This window comes from Musicola paradisiaca NCPPB 2511, from assembly GCF_000400505.1.
GTDB lineage: Bacteria > Pseudomonadota > Gammaproteobacteria > Enterobacterales > Enterobacteriaceae > Musicola > Musicola paradisiaca.
On sequence record NZ_CM001857.1, the window covers coordinates 3,621,955 to 3,642,061 of the forward strand.

The following is a 20,107-nucleotide window of genomic DNA, read 5'->3' on the forward strand; positions in this document are numbered from 1 at the left end:
CAAAGGGCAGCGCCATCAAAGCATGCATCGCCTCCATGTTATGTCGAGCACACTTTCCCCTGCGTTGCCACCGGTACTCTGATGCCCGCGACACCGGCTTGGGGCCAGCCATGAAGCCGCTATGAACAAATTCGATCATAACGATCGAATCTCTCCATTATACAAAGCCCAATGAAGCGTATTTAATAAATCCATGCGTTCAATTCGAATACAAACCGAGTCAACACCAGGAAAAATTTATAAAATAAGGAAGAAATGGCAAATAGCATGCAAGCGAATATCGGCACGACATCGCAGTTAATGGCAGATATCAGCGTTCAGCAACGCTATCGCCGGCCGCACAGGCGTATCATTTAACCGCAAAGATAATGAAAGCGCCGCTTGAACGATAAAAAGGAGAAAAAATGAAATTATATGAAAAGGGAAGTATCAATATTTGGTCAGATCCTTATATCCGCAAACAGCTCTTGTGCGCCCATATTAATCCTGAATCAGATGCCGCCAGTCGCAAACCTGACACCATCAACACCACCATTGACTGGGTGCTAAAAAATCGAGCCGCCCCAGGCTCGCTTATCGATTTTGGATGCGGCCCCGGGCTCTATGCCAATGAGATTTCTGAACGAGGCTGGCATGTGGTTGGCATTGATATTAATGAAGAATCTGTTGAATATGCCGAGAGGTATGCGGCGTCTAAAGGACTTTCTGCACGTTATGTCCTTGGCTCCTATCTCGAAAAACTGCATGTCGGAATATTTGATATTGTTACATGCATCTATTGCGATTTCGGTGCGCTAACGCCGGATGACAGAATGTCTTTCCTGGAAAATGTCAAAAGCCTTCTCACCGTTAACGGCACATTTGTATTAGATGTTTTTGGCGAACAAATCTGCCAAATAAAATCAGAAGGCCGTAGTTGGAGTCGCGAAGAAGAGCATAACTTTTGGTCTGAATCGCCATGTTATGTGCTGACGGAATGCCAGCACTTTAAAGAACATAACGTCTGGGGGGAAAAGTATGTCGTTATTCCTGATACAGGCCAACCATTTAGCACGGTTATCTGGACGCACTATTTCACGGTTGAATCAATAACGTTATTGCTGGCTGATTCCGGGTTCAACGTAACGGAAATTAATCAAGATCTGGTTCAGGAAAGCGACTTTTCCTCCTCCGAAGTTATTTTCATCCGCGCAGAAAAATCCAACCCTATCAATTCGGTCAGGTAGACACACTGTGCATTTCTGTTATGCCCGAAATTTCACGCATGTCATACTGACGGCGACAGCTGAAACACGGCATTACCCGCGATAATGCCAGCTGATAGCGCCCCCGAACTGGAGAAACCCGCATGACTGCAATTACCATTTACCACAACCCTGCCTGCGGTACTTCCCGCAATACGCTAGCGCTCATCCGCAACAGCGGTGTGGAACCGACGGTAATACATTATCTGGAAACGCCGCCCTCACGCGATCAACTGATAAAGCTCATCGCCGATATGGGAATTCCTGCACGAGAACTCCTACGGACAAACGTTGATCCTTACCAACAGCTGGGGCTGGCAGAAAACAATTTCACGGATGACGAATTGATTGATGCGATGCTGGAACACCCGATTTTGATTAATCGTCCGGTGGTTGTCACACCGCTTGGCACTAAACTCTGCCGGCCGTCCGAGGTCGTACTGGATATTTTGCCGGATCCCCAGCAAGGTTCGTTCATTAAAGAGGATGGTGAAGCCGTTATTGATGAACAGGGCCAACGTATAAAACGATAACCTCACGTCTGCCTTCACCGAGGTTGCGCAAGGGAAAGCATCCGGCACGCAATCTCATTAACCGGCGCGGGATAACGCCATATTTCACCATCCGGTGAATGCAACCAATACTTACCGTGAATCCCGATGAGCTGGCTGCAATAACTCATTCGGGAAATGACCATTTACCGAAAGCACATTTAAACGCGGCGTGCCGCAACACAAAGGCGCGAGGCCCAGGGATGGGCCGGGTCATAACATCAAACAAGCAATGGCTTATCATTGATTTCATAGCATATACCTACGGAATTATAGCCTTGAGAGTATGCCGACCGATCGCTAATAACCTGTATTGGCTTTACTATTTCCGTGGGTGTCCTAAGAGGAAACGGGATTACGCTGTGTCGTTACACATATTCCATAAAATATCAGTTCAGTTTTTTCTTGATACACCCTCATAAAAATACGCATATACATAATTTATTGCCCCACTTAATATCCATTCCATCTGATATATAAATAATAATCATGCATAAATAGAGGATTAACGTGATTACCATCATACTCATATTCCTATTAGCCGGAGTGGTAAAAGGCGTTATTGGGCTGGGACTGCCGACAATATCAATGGGGTTGTTAACTATCGTGATGGCACCGGTCAGTGCGGCGGGCTTACTCATTATTCCTTCGTTAGTAACCAATATATGGCAATTATTGATCGGCCCGGCATTTTTTAATCTGATCAAAAGATTATGGGGATTTATTGTCGGAATTTTTCTTGGCACGTTATTGAGTGTATTACCCGGTTTAACGTCTACGTCATCATGGACGGAAACGGCACTGGGTATTATTCTTGCCCTCTATGGTCTTTGGGGGTTGGTAGCTAAAAAACTCCCATCGCCGGGTAACTCAGAGAAATGGCTTTCACCGGTAGTGGGTTATATTACCGGAACCATTACTGCAGCAACGGGCGTTTTTGTTATTCCGGCCGTACCCTATTTGCAATCACTCCAATTAAATAAAAATGATCTTGTTCAGGCACTGGGATTAGCTTTTACAGCATCAACCATTGCGTTATCCATACACTTATCATGGGATAGTAAACTGAATCACGTTGATTATTACTTATCCGCAATCGCATTAATTCCGGCGCTCATAGGTATGTATGCAGGCCAATATTTACGAAACGTCATCAGTGAACGGGTTTTTAGACGCTGCTTTTTTACCGGCTTGATTGCGCTAGGCGTTTATATGGCGATGAAATAACGGCTATGAATCAACCGGACATTGCGCAAAAAAATGGAAAGCGTCCTTCACATCGCCGGGAAGCTCAGCAAAGTCCCGCGCGCAACGGCTGAGCTTGCGCTCAGCCCAATGCGCTGACAATCGGATAACGTTGCTGCACTGATTTCTCTGCAGGCAGTTACCCGCCGGGCTAATCACTGCGTTCTTTCATACCACCCTTTCGAACGATTAACGACACGAACAACCAACAACATGACGGGGACTTCAATCAGCACGCCGACTACGGTGGCGAGCGCCGCGCCGGAATGAAAACCAAACAGGCTGATCGCGGTAGCAACCGCCAATTCAAAGAAATTTGACGCACCGATCAAACACGAGGGGCAGGCAATACTGTGCTTTTCGCCAACCCACCAGTTCAACCCATACGCCAGGGACGAATTTAATAACACCTGGCATAGAATGGGAACCGCCAGCAACACAATCACCAGTGGCTGTTGCAGAATGGCCTCCCCCTGAAAAGCAAACAGCAGCATCAGCGTGACCAACAATGCCGCTATCGACCATGGGTTCATTTTCGCGAGCACGTTGTCGAACTCTCGCTGCCCCTTGCGCAACAAAGCCTTACGCCAATATTGTGCCAAAATCACCGGCACCACGATGTACAACACGACAGAGGTCAACAGCGTAGCCCAGGGGACGGTAATTGAAGACAAACCAAGCAATAAACCGACGATAGGCGCAAAGGCAAAAACCATGATCGCATCGTTCAACGCGACCTGCGACAAGGTGAAATAAGGATTGCCGCCAGTTAACCGGCTCCAGACAAAAACCATCGCAGTACAAGGTGCCGCCGCCAACAGGATCAACCCGGAGATATAACTATCAAGCTGATCAGCAGGCAGCCACGATGAAAACAAGTAGCGAACAAATAACCACCCCAACAACGCCATTGAGAAAGGCTTTACCAACCAGTTGATAAACAATGTAATCGCAATACCACGCCAGTATTCTTTAACCTGCCCCAGCACCCCAAAGTCAATTTTAAGCAGCATCGGAATAATCATTACCCAGATAAGCACACCTACCGGCAAATTCACCTGAGCTATCTCCAATCCCCCGATGAAACGAAAGACGCCCGGCATAACCTGGCCCAGCAGAATGCCAACGATTATGCAGAGCGCGACCCAAAGGCTCAGGTAACGCTCAAACAGGCTCATAGAGGAAACAGCCTGGCTTTCTGTAGACATTTTTTATTTACCCTCATTAACGCGAGTTCAGAATATCGGAAAATTTAAACACAGCATCAGTGCGCACATAACTGCAGCAACCGGTTAACGCCGACAGGCTCTTGCTCCTGCAACAGCACCCGCGCACAACGCCGGGCATGGTGCGTGCGGATAGCATCGATTTGCCGCCGCTCGCGACAGGCCCTTTGACGCAATAGCGCCGATGTGAGCGTCGCATCGACCAAACTGTTGTTTATGACCCACGCCCAAAGCTCAATACCGGCACGACGTAAATCGTCTTGCAGATGAGCGGCTTCCAGTACAGGCGTGGTTTCTGCCAGTGTGGCGATAATGACTTTTGTCTGTTCACTATCCCGTAAGCGCGCCGCCGACGGCCCTTTCAGCCAATGAAATGCAGCGATAACCCAGGTAAATCGACGCCGTTTCGCTGAAGCCGTGGCCGGCGCCTCAATCGCCGCAAGGCGGCGGCAGTCGTCAACATCGAAAAAGTACCTTCATAAAAAGTACCTTTATGAAAAGTACCTTCATGAAAAGTACCTTCATGTTTTGTCCTCTTTCGAGAGCTTAAGCGGCGGCAAAACGGCGTCATAACACGTTGATGCGGAACGAAAACCAGCGCATTGCTCAGGATGATCCGCACAACACTCTTCGGTCAGCCAGGCAATCAAATCCAGCATTAATGGGATATTGGCGCGATAACGCTGGTAACGTCCTTCCTGCTCAACCGTCAGCAACCCAGCCTGAACCAACGCTTTTAAATGAAACGACAGATTGGTCGGCGGGATATCAAGCACTGATGCAATATCGCCGGCGACCATGCCTTCAGTCCCCTTTCTGATCAGCAAGCGATAGACATCCAGACGTACACCGGAAGAAAGGGATTCAAAGAGACCTGTGGCTATTTTTTTTCCATAATCTGCACTCAGCATGTTACCGAACACAACCATACGATATTTCAATTATTGTTGAAGTATTATGGTATGGCAAGCCTCAACCCCCTGATAATTTAGCCTTGTGTCGATATACGCACTGATTGAAAGACGGGTTGTACGAGGAATAATGTGAAGATATTCAAACTGATGCCAAACCTGGCAGCCTTCATCAAACGGTGATAATGGCACGGGCCTTTCGCTCGCCATCACGCCCGCTAAGGAATAATATTCCGGTGGTATATTTACCCGGATGGCAATCCTGAGTTTCATCACTCATGCTTGCCCGACGGTAATGCGGGTTATGGCAGGGCGCCACGGAAATACTTCATAAAAAATTATCTATATATATATTCACAGAAAAATTAGCCCCGCTAAACACCCGCCTCCAGAGCGATAAAATAGAGCGATATCCGCATGCTTACTCAAGACACTGGAATAATTAATATAATTATCAACAAGTTTCATCAGCATAAAAAACTAACTGCCGTCCTGCATACAATTTTTTTAGAAAAATAGGCCGTTATCATGACAGCCAACGCATCACAAAAAGAACTCACCATAAATATTGATTAGCAGAAATTCAGTATAGTATTATTTAAAATATGCAAGAATTTCATTCCACTGAATAATAGGAAATGGCGTCATCGGATATAACTCCCAGTACAATCGGGCTATGGATATTTATAAACATGAACAATCATCATCAGCCAAATTTTATTTATAGCAAACATTGACATATTTTATAAAAATAAGATAATAGGAAATTATTTAATCTATTTTCTCATGTAAGAGAGATATGCAATGATCGCGGATTTTCAAAATGAACTTTTTGAACAATCTGATATTTCCACTGCGATACTCAATCTCAAAGGGAATTTTGTCAAAGTTAATGTAGCATTCTGTGAACTGCTTGACATCAGCAGGGAAAATATTGAAGGGTGCCCTTTCCGTAAGCTGTCTGCTATTAATGATGCTAGCGGATACATATCAATAATTAGCGCATTATTGAAAGATGAACTCAAAAGTTCTTTTTTTTATCACACTTTTCAGAAAGGCGATGGTAGCCCTATCCAAACGCTTATCCACATAGGTGTTATAAAAAAAGATAACCAGGTAATGTATTTTTACTTACATGCTTATGATACGGCCTTTTTCAAGAACAATGATCCAAGCTTAGTTGGGAAAAATCATTTCCCCGACTCAACACCGCCTGATGAGACGGATCGATTCGATACTTTCATCAACAATAAGAAAGAGGCATTCATTGAATTTAATGAGCATGGCTGCGCCACAAAATTCAATGTTGCAGCCAGGAATATGTTCCAGCTGGATGAGCGAGTATTAAACCATAAAATATGTGAAAAAATTATTTTCCCTAAAAAAAGAAGCACGCTGGGGGCTTCGTTTTCAGACATATTCATGGCTCACTCAGAACGTCATGGTGGTTTCAAAAAACGTTTTTACGGAAAAGGTAAAGATGGCAACAGGTTCCCCATTGAAATAACCACCAATACCTATCAGGTTAATAATAAAAACTATTACTCCATTTCTATTACAAATGTCAGTAATCGGGTTGAAAATTTAAAAGCGTTAATTCACCGCCAATTACGATTAAGCGAGATCGTTGACAGCATCCCTGCGTTAGTTGCCCACGTGGATAAAAACCTCAATTTTACATTTATCAACAACATGTATGAACAATATTTCTCATGTAAACCGGAAAGCATACTAAACACATCGGTTTTCCATTTTTATGACCGTAAATTTTTCTCTCCGGCGGATTTCAAAATCAAAAAAGTCTATGAGAAAATAAGTTACTCATTCGAGAAAACGATAGAAATTAATGGTGAGAATGTTGTTTTCAACAATACGGTGATACCCGCCAAGAAACTTCAGGATGGTTTTTACCTTTTAACAAATGACATCACTGAATTCAGAAACCAACAAGATGTATACCGCTATGACGCTAATCATGATCTGTTGACGGGATTACCCAACCGCCGCGCAATTGATGACTACCTTGAACATTATCGGAATCCAGAATTAAAAATACGCCATGATGATTATGGTATCGGTGTTTTATTTTTTGACTTAAACGGTTTTAAAGAAATCAACGACAACTACGGGCATGATTTTGGTGATAAAACCCTGATCAAATTCTCACAGATTGTGAAAGAAAACATTCAACATGATGATTTCTTTGCCCGTCTATCAGGCGACGAGTTTTTGTTAATCATTGAGCGATCAAAATTTAACGTTCTGGAATCCGAAGCGGAGTTACTGGTTAAAAAAATCCACTCGAACCTGACCTCGCCAGTGATTATCGATGATATCGAAATCACGATAAGAACCAGTATTGGTGTTTCGTTAAGGAAAAATAATCAGAATATTAATATTGAAAACTTAATCATTGATGCAGATAAACGAATGTATAAAAACAAGAGGGAACTGAAATCTCATCTGTTATCAAGATGACAATCATAAAAATAATTGTATTCCATCCTCAATCATTCGAATGGCAGGAACCGGTTGACGTATTACACAACGCCGGGCACCGGCCTGTAGAGCACGGTTCATTAACAACGCGACGTGAATGAACCCCAATGAACGGATTGCCGTGAGTAATTCGGGTGAACGGACGCCGTCAACGCCCCTGAAGCTTAAGCCAACTGAAACTTGGGCCACCTGAAACGTAAAGTATGACGGCATACACTCATATCAACATCATGATGGTTCAATAACGATAAAACTGATCAGGATATAGCGCACGCTGCGATGAATGATTCAAATAAATGACAAATTAACCGGGCAAATTTCAACACCGCTTGCGGTGCCCAAAAGGGGCGGAGCTCAGCAATAGGCCGAGCAATCAAATCAACTCGTGTACAACCTGCGGGACGACGGGGAGATGCGGCTTGAAAGCAACACACCGGATCCCGCGCAGCACATCGTTTATAACTATTCTTTTTACTTATCGTTCAATGTGAATGGAATAAACGTTCTGCCGCGTAGTGAAAGAGTCCGCCACACCGCTGATCGGGTGACGCTGTTAACCATTCGGGTTATTAAAGAGCAGGTCGGTTTCTTTCACCGTGGCGCCATCTATCCTTTTGCGCAGCAATTCCCTTCGGGCGCAAAAATGTGGCGCTCTTTATCTCACGAATAAAAATTATACGCAAGTGTTATTCCCGTCGCCGCAATAGGCTGTACAGAGAGATGACGAACGACACCGCCAGCCTGAATGCTTGGTGAATACACATTCAGGCTGGGTCGGCATGTCTGTGGAAAACTATCTGAATTGACGATCGTCGATATAACGGCGTTTATCCGCCGCCGGTGGGAAATATTGATACAACCAGGTCTCGCTGATGGCACGTCCCTGACAACGCAGGAACATCCTCATTTCAACCGGATCGGTCGCATCCGATGTCGGATACCAGTCAAACAAGATGCGATAGCCGTCAAATGGCGCCACATACAGCACCTCAACTTGTTTCGCTACCCCGTTGGACAACGTGATCACCGGCTCAATCCCCTTGGGTGCCGACGCTTTCAAATCGCCACCGATAAAATCGATAGCAAAACGGCGTGACCATTTTTCCGGGAAATGTTCGCCGGGCGCCCAACCCTCGGGGAAGCTGCCCATCCCGGTACGAGTGGCATACACCTGCGCCAGCGGCGTCTTAACCGGCGGCAACCCACTCCAGTACAGACGGTACGCAAAGTTCAGCCGATCACCCGCTTTGACCGATTTCTCCGGTTGCCAGAAACAGACGATGTTATCCAGGGTTTCGCCGGTAGTGGGGATTTCCATCAACGCGACGCTGCCTTTTCCCCATTGGTTACGCGGTTCCACCCACAAGCTGGGACGCTTGTTGTACCACCCCATCACATCCTGATAACTGTTGAAGTCGTGATCGGTTTGCAGCAGACCGAACCCCTTGGGGTTTTCATCCATAAATGCGTTGAACTGCAAACGCTGTGGGTTATTCAACGGCCGACACACCCATTCGCCGTTGCCGCGCAGCATCGCCAAACGATCGGAGTCATGGATTTGCGGATGGATGGTGTCGCACATCCGGCGTTCGTTAGTCCCGCAACTGAACATGCTGGTCATCGGCGCAATACCCAATTGCTGGATGTCTTTACGCGCATAGAGATGGTTTTCAATCTCCATCACCACCTGGGTGGCTTCGCAATACAGCGTAAATTTGTACGCGCCGGCGATGCTGGGGCTATCCAGCAGGGCATACACCACAAACGAGGTCTCCCCCTCTTTCGGGGCTTCAATCCAGAACGCGGTAAAGTCAGGAAACTCCTCCACGCCCTTGGCATAGGTATCAATCGCCAGGCCGCGCGCCGACAGCCCATACTGGCCGGTCTTATCCACCGCACGGAAATAGCTGGCCCCAAGGAAAGACAGCACGTCATAACGCGCCAGCTCCGGCGCTTTAAACACTTTGAACCCAGCAAAACCGAGATCCGATTGCCCCTCTAACTGACGGGTATCTACCCCCGCATTGTGGTAGTTGAACAACGCCGGACGGAAGTAAATTTCCTGTGCCTGATGGGTATGAGGATCGAGCGTAAACATCCGTACCCGGCGGCGGAACCCCATGCCGACATGGAAAAAGTGCACATCCAACTGCCGTTTCGCAATGCCGTTCCACAACGAGTGACCGGCATCATATTGAATACTGTTATAAGCCTGCGGCGACAGGTTGGCCAGGGTTGCCGGCAGAGGCTGCGGAGCGCCTCCCCAGGGTTTTTTCGCCAAATCGCGCGCCATGCCCTGCAGCACGGCGAAATCAAAGTCGGTGGCGCGCCCATTGGCGAGCCCGGCATCCTGCGCCCAGGCGGCCTGAGAAAAGAGCGTTGCCAGCGTGGGGGTGCCACACGCCGCGGCAAGGGCCATCGAAGCCTGAATAAAACGTCTGCGGTTCATGCCAGAAAAATATCCTTGTGCATTGGTAAGATTGTTTTACCGTCAGGTAACGCGAAGCGGAAATAGTACAATCAGCGTCGGCATGGCTCTATTTAAAATTGTTGCTGGATCACAATTTTCGCCCACCGACGCCTCACGTCATCCCCGATATTGAGGCACGCGATATCAGCAATCAGCAGAGATATCCGCGTCTACGAGGTAAAACTCACCCACCGGTCCCGCCCCAGAGCCTTGCCCTGATAAAGCGCAGTATCCGCATTACGCAACAACAGGTTCCACCCGTCCTCACGGTGAGGGATCTGGCAATCCACACCAATACTCAATGTAATGGAATCGCTGATCTCTGAGGCGCGATGCGGGATCGCCAACTGCCGGACGGTGTCGAGAATGGCTCCGGCACGCTGACAGGCGCCCGCCAGATCGGTAAACGGCAATAAACAAGCGAACTCCTCCCCGCCATACCGAAAGCACATATCCATCGGGCGACGAATATTCTGCTGTATCGCCGTGGCGACCTGGCGTAGACAATCATCGCCAGCCTGATGCCCATAGCTATCGTTGTAACGTTTGAAGAAATCCACATCCAGCATCAACAACGCGATAGGACGGCGCTCCCGACGACAAACCTGCCAGTACCCCGGCAACATCTCATCGAAACGCCGCCGGTTCGCCAACCCGGTCAACCCGTCAATCCAGGCAATATCGCGCATGTTGTCCATATACAGTTTCAGGGTGAGTTGCGTCATCACCCGTGCGCGAACCACTGCTGGATTAATCGGTTTAGAAATAAAATCCGCCGCGCCTACCTCAAACCCATAGGCTTCCACCTCCGCCTCGGTCTGAGACGTAATAAAAATGACAGGGATCAGTTCGGTAAGTGGGTCGGCTTTTAAACGCCGACACACCTCGTAGCCATCCATGCCAGGCATCACGATATCCAGCAGGATCAGATCCGGTGTTTGAGTACGCACCTGCTCCAGCGCTTTTTCGCCGCTGGTCGCCATCAACACATCAAATTGTTCGGTGAATACCTCATGCAGAATCCGGATATTGATCGGTTGATCGTCGACGATCAGCACCTTGGGTTTCATCCCTTTTTGCCCATATTGCTCAAGCATATTTTTCCACATCGGGATGCTCCTTTATCAAAGCCAGAATACGGCTTGCATCATCAAACTCGAGGTTCTCCGTGGCCTGCGCCAGTTGCCGGAGCAACGTCGCCAGCGCCACCTCATGCCTGAGCGCATCGGACAACCGTTCCGCCTGAGAAATCGCTTTAAGATTGCCGCTGCTCAGCAGCGTATCCAATGCGGTCAGCGCCGTCGGAATGTCGATATCCGGCGGCGGCCCGGCTGGCGATATGTCATCTTCCGGCGGCGTCCCGGCAATCAGCGCGTTCAGCGTTTCATATTCCCGCTGCGCATCCGTATCAAGCGTGGTCAGTAATGGGTGAAAAAGCGCCGCCTTTTCCGTATCCGCAGCACATTTCAATGCCGCTTCCGTCGACGCCAACCGTTGAAAAAACGTATCCAACCCAACCGTCCCGGTGATCCCCTTCAGGGTATGCAGCGTCGCCATGCCGTCCTGCCAATGTTGCGCGGCGCACTGCTGTTTCAGGGTCTCCGACAGCGTCCTGAATGACGGCATAAACGAGTGCAACAGTTTCTCCAACAAGACGCGGTTGCCGCCGAAACGCTGCAACGCCCGCGCCAAAGGGCCATGCTCTTGCGAAGAAGAAGTCTCACCGGTGAATGCCCGGCCAACCAACGGCGCCAACGTCCGGATCACATCAGTAAAATCAAGCGGTTTGCCAAGATGCCCGTTCATCCCCGCCGCCTGGCAGGCCTGTTTATCCGCCTGGCTGACGTTCGCAGTCATGGCGATGATAGGCAGCGTGCGGCCGTCCGGGTGGGCGCGAATACGCCGGGTGGCTTCAAAACCATCGATATCCGGCATTTGGAGATCCATCAACACCACGTCAAACCGATGTTCACCCTGCGTAACACACCTGACGCCCGCTTCCCCGCCAGACGCAATCGTGACGCTCGCCCCTTCCCCGATCAGAAGCTCGCGCGCGACTTCCTGATTAAATGCATTATCTTCAACCAACAGCACGGATAAGCCCTTCAACATCTCTCCCGCGCTATCCACTGCGGCCGCCCCCGCGTCCGGCGCCGGCGGCGTTTCCCCCTGGGGCGCAATCGCCTGAAGCAGCGGTATCGGCATTACCGGTTTAGCAAGCACCCGATCAATATCGGGAGACGCGCCAGATTCCGGCATCCCCTCATCACTGGCGGAACCCAGTAAAATGAGGGTCGGCGGCGAGGGCAGCGCCGCATCGTGACGAATCTGGCGAACCAGGGAGAAGCCGTCCCTATCCGGCATCTCCTCATCAATCAGCACGATCTCAAACGGGTTGCCCTGTTCGGATGCCTGCTTCAATGCCGCGAGCGCCTGTGCGGCGTTCACCACATCGACGGCGGGTATCTGCAACGCAGCCAACATCGAAACCAACAGCGCGCCGGCGGTATGGTTATCATCCACGACCAGGATCCGCGGCGGGACGGTAGTCAACTTCGGCGGCACCCATTCCACCGTCGTATCCCTGGGGAAGGTCAGCGTCAACGAGAAGGTGCTGCCCTGCCCTAAAGCACTGTCCACCTCCAGCACGCCCGCCATTTTTTCCACCAAACGTTTACAGATGACCAACCCCAAACCGGTACCGCCATAACGTCGGGTCGTCGAGGCTTCCGCCTGGATAAATTCACCGAAAATGCGCGTCTGCTGCTCCGGGCTAATGCCGATGCCACTGTCTGTTACGCTGATGCGCATCTGTTGCGTCGTTGCGTCGCCCGCCAACAGCACCGTTTTAACGATGACATCGCCGTGATCGGTAAATTTGATCGCATTACTGAGCAGATTAATCAGCACCTGCTGCAACCGAAGCTCATCGCCAATCATGTAAGGGGAAAGTTGCGGATCCAGATCGAATAACAGTTCGATGGATTTAGCGCGCAAGTTCCCCGAAAACATGATCGCTAAATGTTGCATCACCGCATTGAAATCAAAGGGTTGAGGATCCAGCTCCAGTTTGCCTGCATCGATTTTCGAGTAATCGAGAATATCGTTGAGCAACCCCAGCAGGGAGGTCGCCGCGATATGCGCTTTTGAGGCAAACGCATGCTGCCTGGGCGTCAAATTGTTTCGCAGCAACAGTTGCAACATGCCCAGCACCGCATTCATCGGGGTGCGGATCTCATGGCTCATATTGGCCAAAAACATGGTTTTCGCTTCATTAGCCTCATCCGCCTGACGCTTGGCTTTTTCTAATGCATCCTGAGCCTGGCGCTGCCGAGTGATATCGGTCGCGACCCCTAGATAGCCCAGTAGCTGATCCTGCTCGTCCCGCATGGCCGTCACCACCAGATTGACCGGGAAGCGGCTGCCATCCTTGCGCCAATAGGTCCACTCACGATGCTCCGACTGATTTCGCTGCGCTTTGTAGGTAAAGACGTCAAACCCGTGGATCGCCTCACCGTATTCGTCACTCAATTCATGGCGGCGAGAGGCCAGCTCGTCTTCGTCATGGAAAATCGCAGGCGTCGCTTTTCCTACCACGTCATCCTCGCTGTACCCCAGCATCTGCACCGCGCCTTTATTAAAAAACGTAATCACGCCGTTCAAATCGGTGGCGATAATGCAAAACTCATGGGCGGCGGACAACACGGTGCGGAACAGCAGGTTGACCTCGGCCAGTTCGGTGGTGCGCTGACGAACCTGCTGCTCCAGCTCACTATTCAGGTTCCGAATCCGTCTTTCCGCTTCTTTTTGCAGCGAAATATCCCGCACAGTTTTAGACACGCCTATCACCCGCCCATCAGGGGAACGAATCGGCGAGATCGTGGCGGATACGACAAGTTCAGAGCCATCTTTACGGTGACGGAGGGTTTCAAACGCGCTGACGGTTTCCCCCGCGCAGACCCGGCGTAAAATATCGGGCTCTTCGTCCTTGAACTGTTCGGGAATAATCAAGTCAACCAATGGGCGACCGATGGCCTCTTCGCGCGTATAACCAAACAGGCGCTCGGCGCCGCCGTTCCAACTGATAACAATGCCTTGCGTATCCTTACCGATGATGCCGTCAGGGGAGCTTTCGACGATCATCTCCAGTTTGCTGCGCTCTTGCTGGAGCTGCTTTCTGTCGGCACGGCGCAATTTCAGCGTATTCACCAGCATCGCCATCACGACCGAGAGCCCGATACCGAAGAGGATGACGCCGGTGATGGAAAACAGGTTGAGCGTATCCAGATAAGCCGGGGTCACGGTGAGGCTGAACCGCCAGACTCGCCCCAAAACAGGAACATCGTGGTAATACGGATACAGGCCTTCCTGTTCAGCGCTGCGGTAAAACACCATCGGATCGCCCAGTTCGGTCACATCGCTCAAACGCAGGATGACCCGGCCTTCGCTGAAGGATTCATTCTTAAGCACTTCGGCCATACTGATGGGGGCATACGCCCAACCAAAGGCTTTCCGCCGCCGCTCCGCTTCATCATCCGGCGTCACCCCATCACGGTAAATCGGCATAAATAACAAGAACGAATTGGAAATCGTATCCAGGCCGAACTTTAACGAAAGCGGAGAGGTGATGATGGCTTGGCCGGATAGCATCGCTTCATCCGCCGCATGTTTTCTGAATGGATTCGACGCCAGATCTAGGCCAATCACCGTGGCGTTGGAACTGAAACTCCGCGGCTCCAGATACTCGACGACATACAGTTCATCCTGTTCATCGCCGAAACTGCTCACTGAAAAATCAGGCAGATGCGCATGACGTTCTCTATCCAGATAATCCGCCAGCTCGGCCCGCAGAACCCGGCGCACAAAACCAAAGCCTCGGGCGCCCGGAAAGTTATTCGCCAAATCCAGGGTCGCACCGTACTGATAATATCCTTGCGGATTAATATCTTCCCCGCCACTGGCCAGTACCGCGGTTCGCGCTTCCAGCAAGCCATAGCGGTAGCGGTTCATTTTATCGATGACAGAATTGAACAGCGGCGTGGCGCTATCGATGATCGCGGCCTTGATGCGCTGCTCATTGAGGTGATTGACGGCAACGGCAACCAACATCGTCAGCCCGAGACACGCTAAAAATGTCATAGCAGTGATCAGATGGGCATGAAGCATATTATTGACCGCGCTGATGGCTGAACGCCGGGCCATGTTCTTTTTCATAGATCGCTATGTGGTGATTGGTATGCGCCCCCATGCCCGCGGCATTACCGCCATGGCATGCAGGGCAACCTGATAGCGTTTCGGTTTTTCCACATACGGATCACCCGCAAGGCGCTCTCACTACGTGGATCGACACAAAATACGCGGCTATAGACCAAGTATTAGTGCAGATTAAGAGTTACGACAGTTTCCCAGCATGTTTTACGCACGCAGACAAGGTCAGGCCGCCAATACCGGAAGCGGCATTCAGCGAATAACAGGGGGCGGACGAGGTGGAACAACGCCTCTGGGATATGACGCCTGGCGGGGAGGCCATCAAGACGACGGTGATGTCGCCCGCTGGAATGATTAGCCATTAACCACATTCTCACGTTATGACCGGATCACCCGGCTTTCGACATTCTTCCATAACAATGCCCACAACGCCCACGCCACCGGTCTGAACGCCATCAGCTTCAGGTTGGTGCATTAACCCGCTCATACTGCTCATCCAGTAACGTAAAGGCATATTGCCGTTGCGAAGACAGGATGACCTGGCCGGTTCGGGTGACGAAGATCGCTTCGATATCAGGCGTTTGGGCCAGATACGCCAGCCCTTTCTCAACGCCCATGCCGTAAATCAGCGTGGTGTAGATATCGCCGTCGATGGAGGCATCGGAAATAATGGTGACGCTAAGCAGCTCGTTATCCAGCGGGTAGCCGGTTTTCGGGTCAAGGATGTGGTGATAACGGCGGCCATTCAGCTCAAAGTAACGTTCATACACGCCGGACGTCACCACCGACTTGTCGGCGACGCCAATCACGCCGATCAACTCGCCCTTATCGGAAAAGGGTTTTTGCAACCCCACCGACCAAAGCGCCTGCGCGCCTGTTTGCGGCCGGCCCAGCGTCTGTACATTGCCGCCCAGATTGAGCAACGCATGATAGATATGGTGTTGGTACAGATAATGTTTGACGACATCGGCGATATAGCCTTTGGCGATCGCCCCCAGGTCGATCTCCATCCCCGCTTTGGCCAGAAACACCGAATGATCCTGCGCATTGAGCCGGATATCCTGCGGATCCGTCAGTGCCAACAGCGCCCGTAGCTCATCGGCCGGCGGCTCGCTGTGGCCCTGAAAACCGATTTTCCAGCGCTTGACCACCGGCCCGATGGCGACATTAAAACAACTGTCCGCCAGCAGACTGACTGCTTTAGCACGCCGAATCAGATTGAAAATCTGCGGGCTCACGGCCACCGCATGTCGCCCCGCGGCTTGATTGATTGCCATAACGTCGGACACCGCACGATTGACGGTCAGGCTATCTTCAAGCTGCCTGATATAGCCAAACACCTGAGATGCCAAGGGTGCGTTAGGTTCAAACAATTTCAGCAGAATGGGCGACCCCATTAACACGGTGGAATACGCATAAACCGGGGCGTCTGATGGCATGGCATAACGTCCGCAAGCAAGGGAAAGGACGTCTGCGCCAGATATCCTCTGACGCAGACGGATGGGCTGTTGATTACAACTGCGCGTAGGATGCCGCGTTACGACCCGCCTGAATACCAAAAATGATGATGTCGGCGACGGCATTGCCGCCGATGCGGTTGCTGCCGTGGATGCCGCCCACCACTTCACCGGCGGCGAAAGCACCGCGGATCACACGTTTGTCGTTATCCAATACCGCGGTCTCGGTGTTGATCACCACCCCGCCCATGGTGTGGTGCACGCCCGGTGCAATCCTGATCGCATAAAACGGCCCCTGATTGATCGGGTGACGCAGCGCGGTCTTACGGCCAAAGTCTGCATCCTGCTGTTTGTCGACGAACACATTGTAGCGTTCCAGCGTCGCCAACAGGTTGTGCTTATCCATATCCAGTTTTTCCGCCAGTTCGCGCGGAGAGTTCGCGCTGACGACAAAACCCCGGGACAGATACTCGTCGGCTGCCTTGTTTTTCAGCCTCACTTGCTCATCGAACAGGATATAGGCGTATTTTTCCGGCAGATTGATGATCGCCGCCGACACCTTGTCGCGGGTTTCCATCTCGTTGAAGAAGCGCTGCCCCTGCTGATTGACCAGAATCGCGCCGCCGCCGCGGATCGACTCGGAAATCAGGTAAGACGTCGACTGTTCTACGGTCGGGTGGATCTGAATCTCGCCCAGGTCAACGGTATCCGCGCCGATCTTCTCCAAAATGGCGATACCGCTACCGGTGGCGCCTTTATGGTTGGTGGTCACGAAGCCGTTCAGGTCGGGACGGTATTTCACCACCATCTCGTGATTGGCGCTGAACCCGCCGGTGGCCACCACCACCCCTTTGGCGGCGATGTTCAGCTCTTCATTATCCTCATTACGCACCCGCACACCGGCGATGGCCCCGTCGTCGTGAACGATGTCGATAACCGAGGTATCCAGCATCACGTCAATGTCACGCTTGTTGACGTTTTTCACCAGCCCGCTGATCAGGAAACCGCCGACGGCGGAACCGTCCGCCGGACGATGGGTGCGATCCACACTCATACCGCCGGTGATGGTGATGTCATTCAGTTCGATACCGCGCTCCGCCAGCCATTCGATCGCCTTGGGCGCGCCGTCCACGAATCGTTTCAGCAATGCGGGATTATTTTTATGCTTACCGCCTTTCAGCGTTTCCTCGTAGAAACGTTCTTTATCGTCGTCAATGCCTTTCATCTTCTGGAAACGGGTGCCGGCGGCATTCATCCCCACCGACGCCTTGATGGTATTACCGCCGATGCTGGACATCTTCTCAACAATCAATACCTTCGCGCCGTCATCGCTGGCCTGAATCGCCGCGGCCAGACCGGCGCCGCCGCTGCCGATGACCACTACGTCGTAACTCGGCATCTCTTGCGGGTCGCCGCCGTCTTCCAGAATCGCCGCCTTGCAGGATTTGGCCAGCGCTTTGGAAACCGCTTTTTTCACCGCTTCGCTTTGGGTGGTCGCGCCGGTGACGGCATCCACATGCGGGCTGTTGGCGTCAAGAATACGGGAGCGGATGACGTCGAAACGGGTGACGAAAGAAGCATCCAGATTCGGGTTGTGTTCCAGTGAAATATCGGCAATACGGTCGGTTTCCAGGCTCACGTTGATCACCAGTTCATTGGCATCGTCCTGTACGGTTTCCTGGAATACGCCGGCCTTGAATTTCTTCGACGACAGGCTCATGTCGCGGATCATCGCTTCCACCAGCGAGAAACGCCACAGCGGTTCCGGAATGGTCAGCGCTTCACGTTTGGCGCTGTCGATAAACAGTTCAACCTGCTGCTGGCCGATGATGCGATCGGTCCAGTCCGGGTAGGCGATACAGGCTTTGCCCACCGCGACCAGATCGTAGCCGTGATCCAACGCGACATCGGCATCGGCCTTGTTCACCACGCCGCCCACGCCAATGACCGGCACGCGAGCCAATGCCTCGGAGCGCATGGCGACATATTTTTGGATCAACGGTGTAGGGTCGGTCGTTTCGACAATAGACGGACGCAATGTGTGCCCCATAGAGAAATGCACATAATCCAACCCGCGTGCAGCCAGTTTTTCCAGCAGATACAGTGTGTCGTCAAAACGAATGCCCGGCTCTTCCAGCTCTTCCGGCGAGAAGCGATAGCCGATGATGAAGGAGGCATCGGCATACTGGCGGGCCATGGCGTGGGTGATATCCAGCACGGCAAGCGGGAAGCGGGCGCGATTATCGCGGCTGCCGCCCCATTCATCGGTACGCTGGTTGGAGTTAGGCGAATAGAACTGCTGAATCAGATAGGTATTGGCGCCGTGGATCTCCACCCCGTCAAAACCGGCCGCAATGGCGCGGCGCACCCCTTCGCCGAACTTGGCGATCATCCCGTCCACTTCCCCGGCGGTCAACGCGATGGGCGTCGGCGCCCCTTCACGCGGCGCGGCGACGGCGCTCGGCCCCACCGGCGAGCGGCCGCCAATCAGCTTCGGCTCCACCATACGGCCGCCGTGATAGATCTGCAGAATGGCTTTAGAGCCCTTCTCCTTGATGGCCGATGCGATGTTAGCCAGGCCGGCGATCCTGTCGTCGTGATCGATGCCGATGGCGCCGGGAAACGCCAAACCTCTGTCGTCAATAAAACAGCACTCCACAATCACAGCGCCGATACTGCCGGCGCGTACCTGATAATACTCCACCAGCTCTTTGGTGACGGTTCCGTCGTAGAAACCGGTGCAGGTGGTCATGGGCGCCATCAGCAGACGATTTTTAAGCTCGACGCCATTGGGCAAAGTAAACGGACTGAGAACCCGATCGTTAATGCTCATAGTTGAGAGACTCCATAAATTACAAATGTTTCATATGCTTTAAATTTGTTATCGGTTTATTGTTTTTGGTTTTGCTTAAGCAGGCCGATGTCATCGCGTTAATATGATTGGCTTTTTAGTTTCAAAATACTCAAATTAGTTAATTAACTAATAATTCAGTATTATGTTATAGCGCTGTTTATAACGTGATGTTTTCAAAAATAAAAAGATCACATTATTTTTAAATAAAATAACTTTTTGTTTACCTGAATAAATAACACCTATCCGCGCCAATAAACTCCTGATGAAAATCACTGACAGAAAAGATAGTTAAAAATTAATAAAATCAATAAATTAAAATAAAATCAATACATCATACTTATGAGAAAAAGACGAATACCGGAAATACCTGATTCAACAACAGGGGTATTTAATCAACAGGGGTAAATACAGATGGCGATGGGTTAGCAAGAAGTGAGAATAA

General features: G+C 50.8%; 13 protein-coding genes. 5 read left to right on the plus strand and 8 right to left on the minus strand.

Translation table 11 applies throughout. The annotated features are described in order from the left end of the window. The first annotated feature begins 404 nt into the window (after positions 1 to 404). The 3 genes from DPA2511_RS15990 to DPA2511_RS16000 all read left to right on the plus strand — a co-directional run bounded on the left by DPA2511_RS15990 (position 405) and on the right by DPA2511_RS16000 (position 3,022). Positions 405 to 1,226: a class I SAM-dependent methyltransferase gene (locus DPA2511_RS15990; RefSeq protein WP_015854780.1), complete on the plus strand. Its 822-nt coding sequence runs from the start codon at positions 405 to 407 to the stop codon at positions 1,224 to 1,226. 122 nt (positions 1,227 to 1,348) lie between these two features. Then, positions 1,349 to 1,777, plus strand: coding sequence for a glutaredoxin-dependent arsenate reductase (arsC, locus tag DPA2511_RS15995; RefSeq protein ID WP_015854781.1), 429 nt, complete (start codon positions 1,349 to 1,351; stop codon positions 1,775 to 1,777). 528 nt (positions 1,778 to 2,305) lie between these two features. Next, the gene (locus tag DPA2511_RS16000; protein WP_015854782.1) at positions 2,306 to 3,022 is read left to right on the plus strand and encodes a sulfite exporter TauE/SafE family protein; all 717 of its coding nucleotides are present in this window, start codon (positions 2,306 to 2,308) and stop codon (positions 3,020 to 3,022) included. A gap of 173 nt (positions 3,023 to 3,195) precedes the next feature. Here DPA2511_RS16000 and arsB read toward each other — a convergent pair whose 3' ends face one another. From arsB to DPA2511_RS16010, 3 genes are all read right to left on the minus strand, one after another. Then, positions 3,196 to 4,248 (minus strand): ACR3 family arsenite efflux transporter, encoded by a 1,053-nt coding sequence (gene arsB, locus DPA2511_RS16005; RefSeq protein WP_015854783.1) that lies wholly within the window; start codon positions 4,246 to 4,248, stop codon positions 3,196 to 3,198. 56 nt (positions 4,249 to 4,304) lie between these two features. Next, complete coding sequence (locus DPA2511_RS22975) at positions 4,305 to 4,700, minus strand: ArsA-related P-loop ATPase (protein WP_318842332.1); 396 nt, start codon at positions 4,698 to 4,700, stop codon at positions 4,305 to 4,307. An 87-nt stretch (positions 4,701 to 4,787) separates the two neighbouring features. Further along, positions 4,788 to 5,177, minus strand: a complete 390-nt coding sequence (locus DPA2511_RS16010; protein WP_026595222.1) for an ArsR/SmtB family transcription factor — start codon at positions 5,175 to 5,177, stop codon at positions 4,788 to 4,790. Between the two features lie 804 nt (positions 5,178 to 5,981). Between DPA2511_RS16010 and DPA2511_RS16015 the strand changes: the two genes are divergently transcribed. Together DPA2511_RS16015 and DPA2511_RS16020 are read left to right on the plus strand one after the other, a co-directional pair. Beyond that, entirely contained in the window at positions 5,982 to 7,655 is a 1,674-nt protein-coding gene (locus tag DPA2511_RS16015) for a sensor domain-containing diguanylate cyclase (RefSeq protein WP_015854785.1), read from the plus strand. 433 nt (positions 7,656 to 8,088) lie between these two features. Further along, positions 8,089 to 8,346: a hypothetical protein gene (locus DPA2511_RS16020; protein WP_015854786.1), complete on the plus strand. Its 258-nt coding sequence runs from the start codon at positions 8,089 to 8,091 to the stop codon at positions 8,344 to 8,346. A 123-nt stretch (positions 8,347 to 8,469) separates the two neighbouring features. Here DPA2511_RS16020 and DPA2511_RS16025 read toward each other — a convergent pair whose 3' ends face one another. From DPA2511_RS16025 to DPA2511_RS16045, 5 genes are all read right to left on the minus strand, one after another. After that, positions 8,470 to 10,125, minus strand: coding sequence for a glucan biosynthesis protein D (locus tag DPA2511_RS16025; protein ID WP_015854787.1), 1,656 nt, complete (start codon positions 10,123 to 10,125; stop codon positions 8,470 to 8,472). A gap of 191 nt (positions 10,126 to 10,316) precedes the next feature. Then, on the minus strand, positions 10,317 to 11,255 hold the full coding sequence (locus DPA2511_RS16030) for a diguanylate cyclase domain-containing protein (protein WP_015854788.1): 939 nt from the start codon (positions 11,253 to 11,255) through the stop codon (positions 10,317 to 10,319). Next, positions 11,236 to 15,285, minus strand: a complete 4,050-nt coding sequence (locus DPA2511_RS16035; protein ID WP_194250206.1) for a CHASE domain-containing hybrid sensor histidine kinase/response regulator — start codon at positions 15,283 to 15,285, stop codon at positions 11,236 to 11,238. The genes DPA2511_RS16030 and DPA2511_RS16035 overlap by 20 nt, the downstream gene beginning before the upstream one ends. Positions 15,286 to 15,815: 530 nt before the next feature. Further along, complete coding sequence (locus DPA2511_RS16040; RefSeq protein WP_015854790.1) at positions 15,816 to 16,793, minus strand: FAD:protein FMN transferase; 978 nt, start codon at positions 16,791 to 16,793, stop codon at positions 15,816 to 15,818. Between the two features lie 73 nt (positions 16,794 to 16,866). Beyond that, the gene (locus DPA2511_RS16045; RefSeq protein WP_015854791.1) at positions 16,867 to 19,644 is read right to left on the minus strand and encodes a flavocytochrome c; all 2,778 of its coding nucleotides are present in this window, start codon (positions 19,642 to 19,644) and stop codon (positions 16,867 to 16,869) included. Positions 19,645 to 20,107 lie beyond the last annotated feature (463 nt).

Bases quoted from the DNA above. Each gene is read 5' to 3' on its own strand.
- DPA2511_RS16015 (WP_015854785.1), top strand. From the start codon at position 5,982: ATGATCGCGGATTTTCAAAATGAACTTTTTGAACAATCTGATATTTCC.
- DPA2511_RS16020 (WP_015854786.1), top strand. From the start codon at position 8,089: ATGCGGCTTGAAAGCAACACACCGGATCCCGCGCAGCACATCGTTTAT.
- arsB (WP_015854783.1), bottom strand. From the start codon at position 4,248: ATGTCTACAGAAAGCCAGGCTGTTTCCTCTATGAGCCTGTTTGAGCGT.
- DPA2511_RS15990 (WP_015854780.1), top strand. From the start codon at position 405: ATGAAATTATATGAAAAGGGAAGTATCAATATTTGGTCAGATCCTTAT.
- DPA2511_RS16045 (WP_015854791.1), bottom strand. From the start codon at position 19,644: ATGAGCATTAACGATCGGGTTCTCAGTCCGTTTACTTTGCCCAATGGC.
- DPA2511_RS16030 (WP_015854788.1), bottom strand. From the start codon at position 11,255: ATGTGGAAAAATATGCTTGAGCAATATGGGCAAAAAGGGATGAAACCC.
- DPA2511_RS16035 (WP_194250206.1), bottom strand. From the start codon at position 15,285: ATGACATTTTTAGCGTGTCTCGGGCTGACGATGTTGGTTGCCGTTGCC.
- DPA2511_RS16025 (WP_015854787.1), bottom strand. From the start codon at position 10,125: ATGAACCGCAGACGTTTTATTCAGGCTTCGATGGCCCTTGCCGCGGCG.
- DPA2511_RS16010 (WP_026595222.1), bottom strand. From the start codon at position 5,177: ATGCTGAGTGCAGATTATGGAAAAAAAATAGCCACAGGTCTCTTTGAA.
- DPA2511_RS16040 (WP_015854790.1), bottom strand. From the start codon at position 16,793: ATGCCATCAGACGCCCCGGTTTATGCGTATTCCACCGTGTTAATGGGG.
- arsC (WP_015854781.1), top strand. From the start codon at position 1,349: ATGACTGCAATTACCATTTACCACAACCCTGCCTGCGGTACTTCCCGC.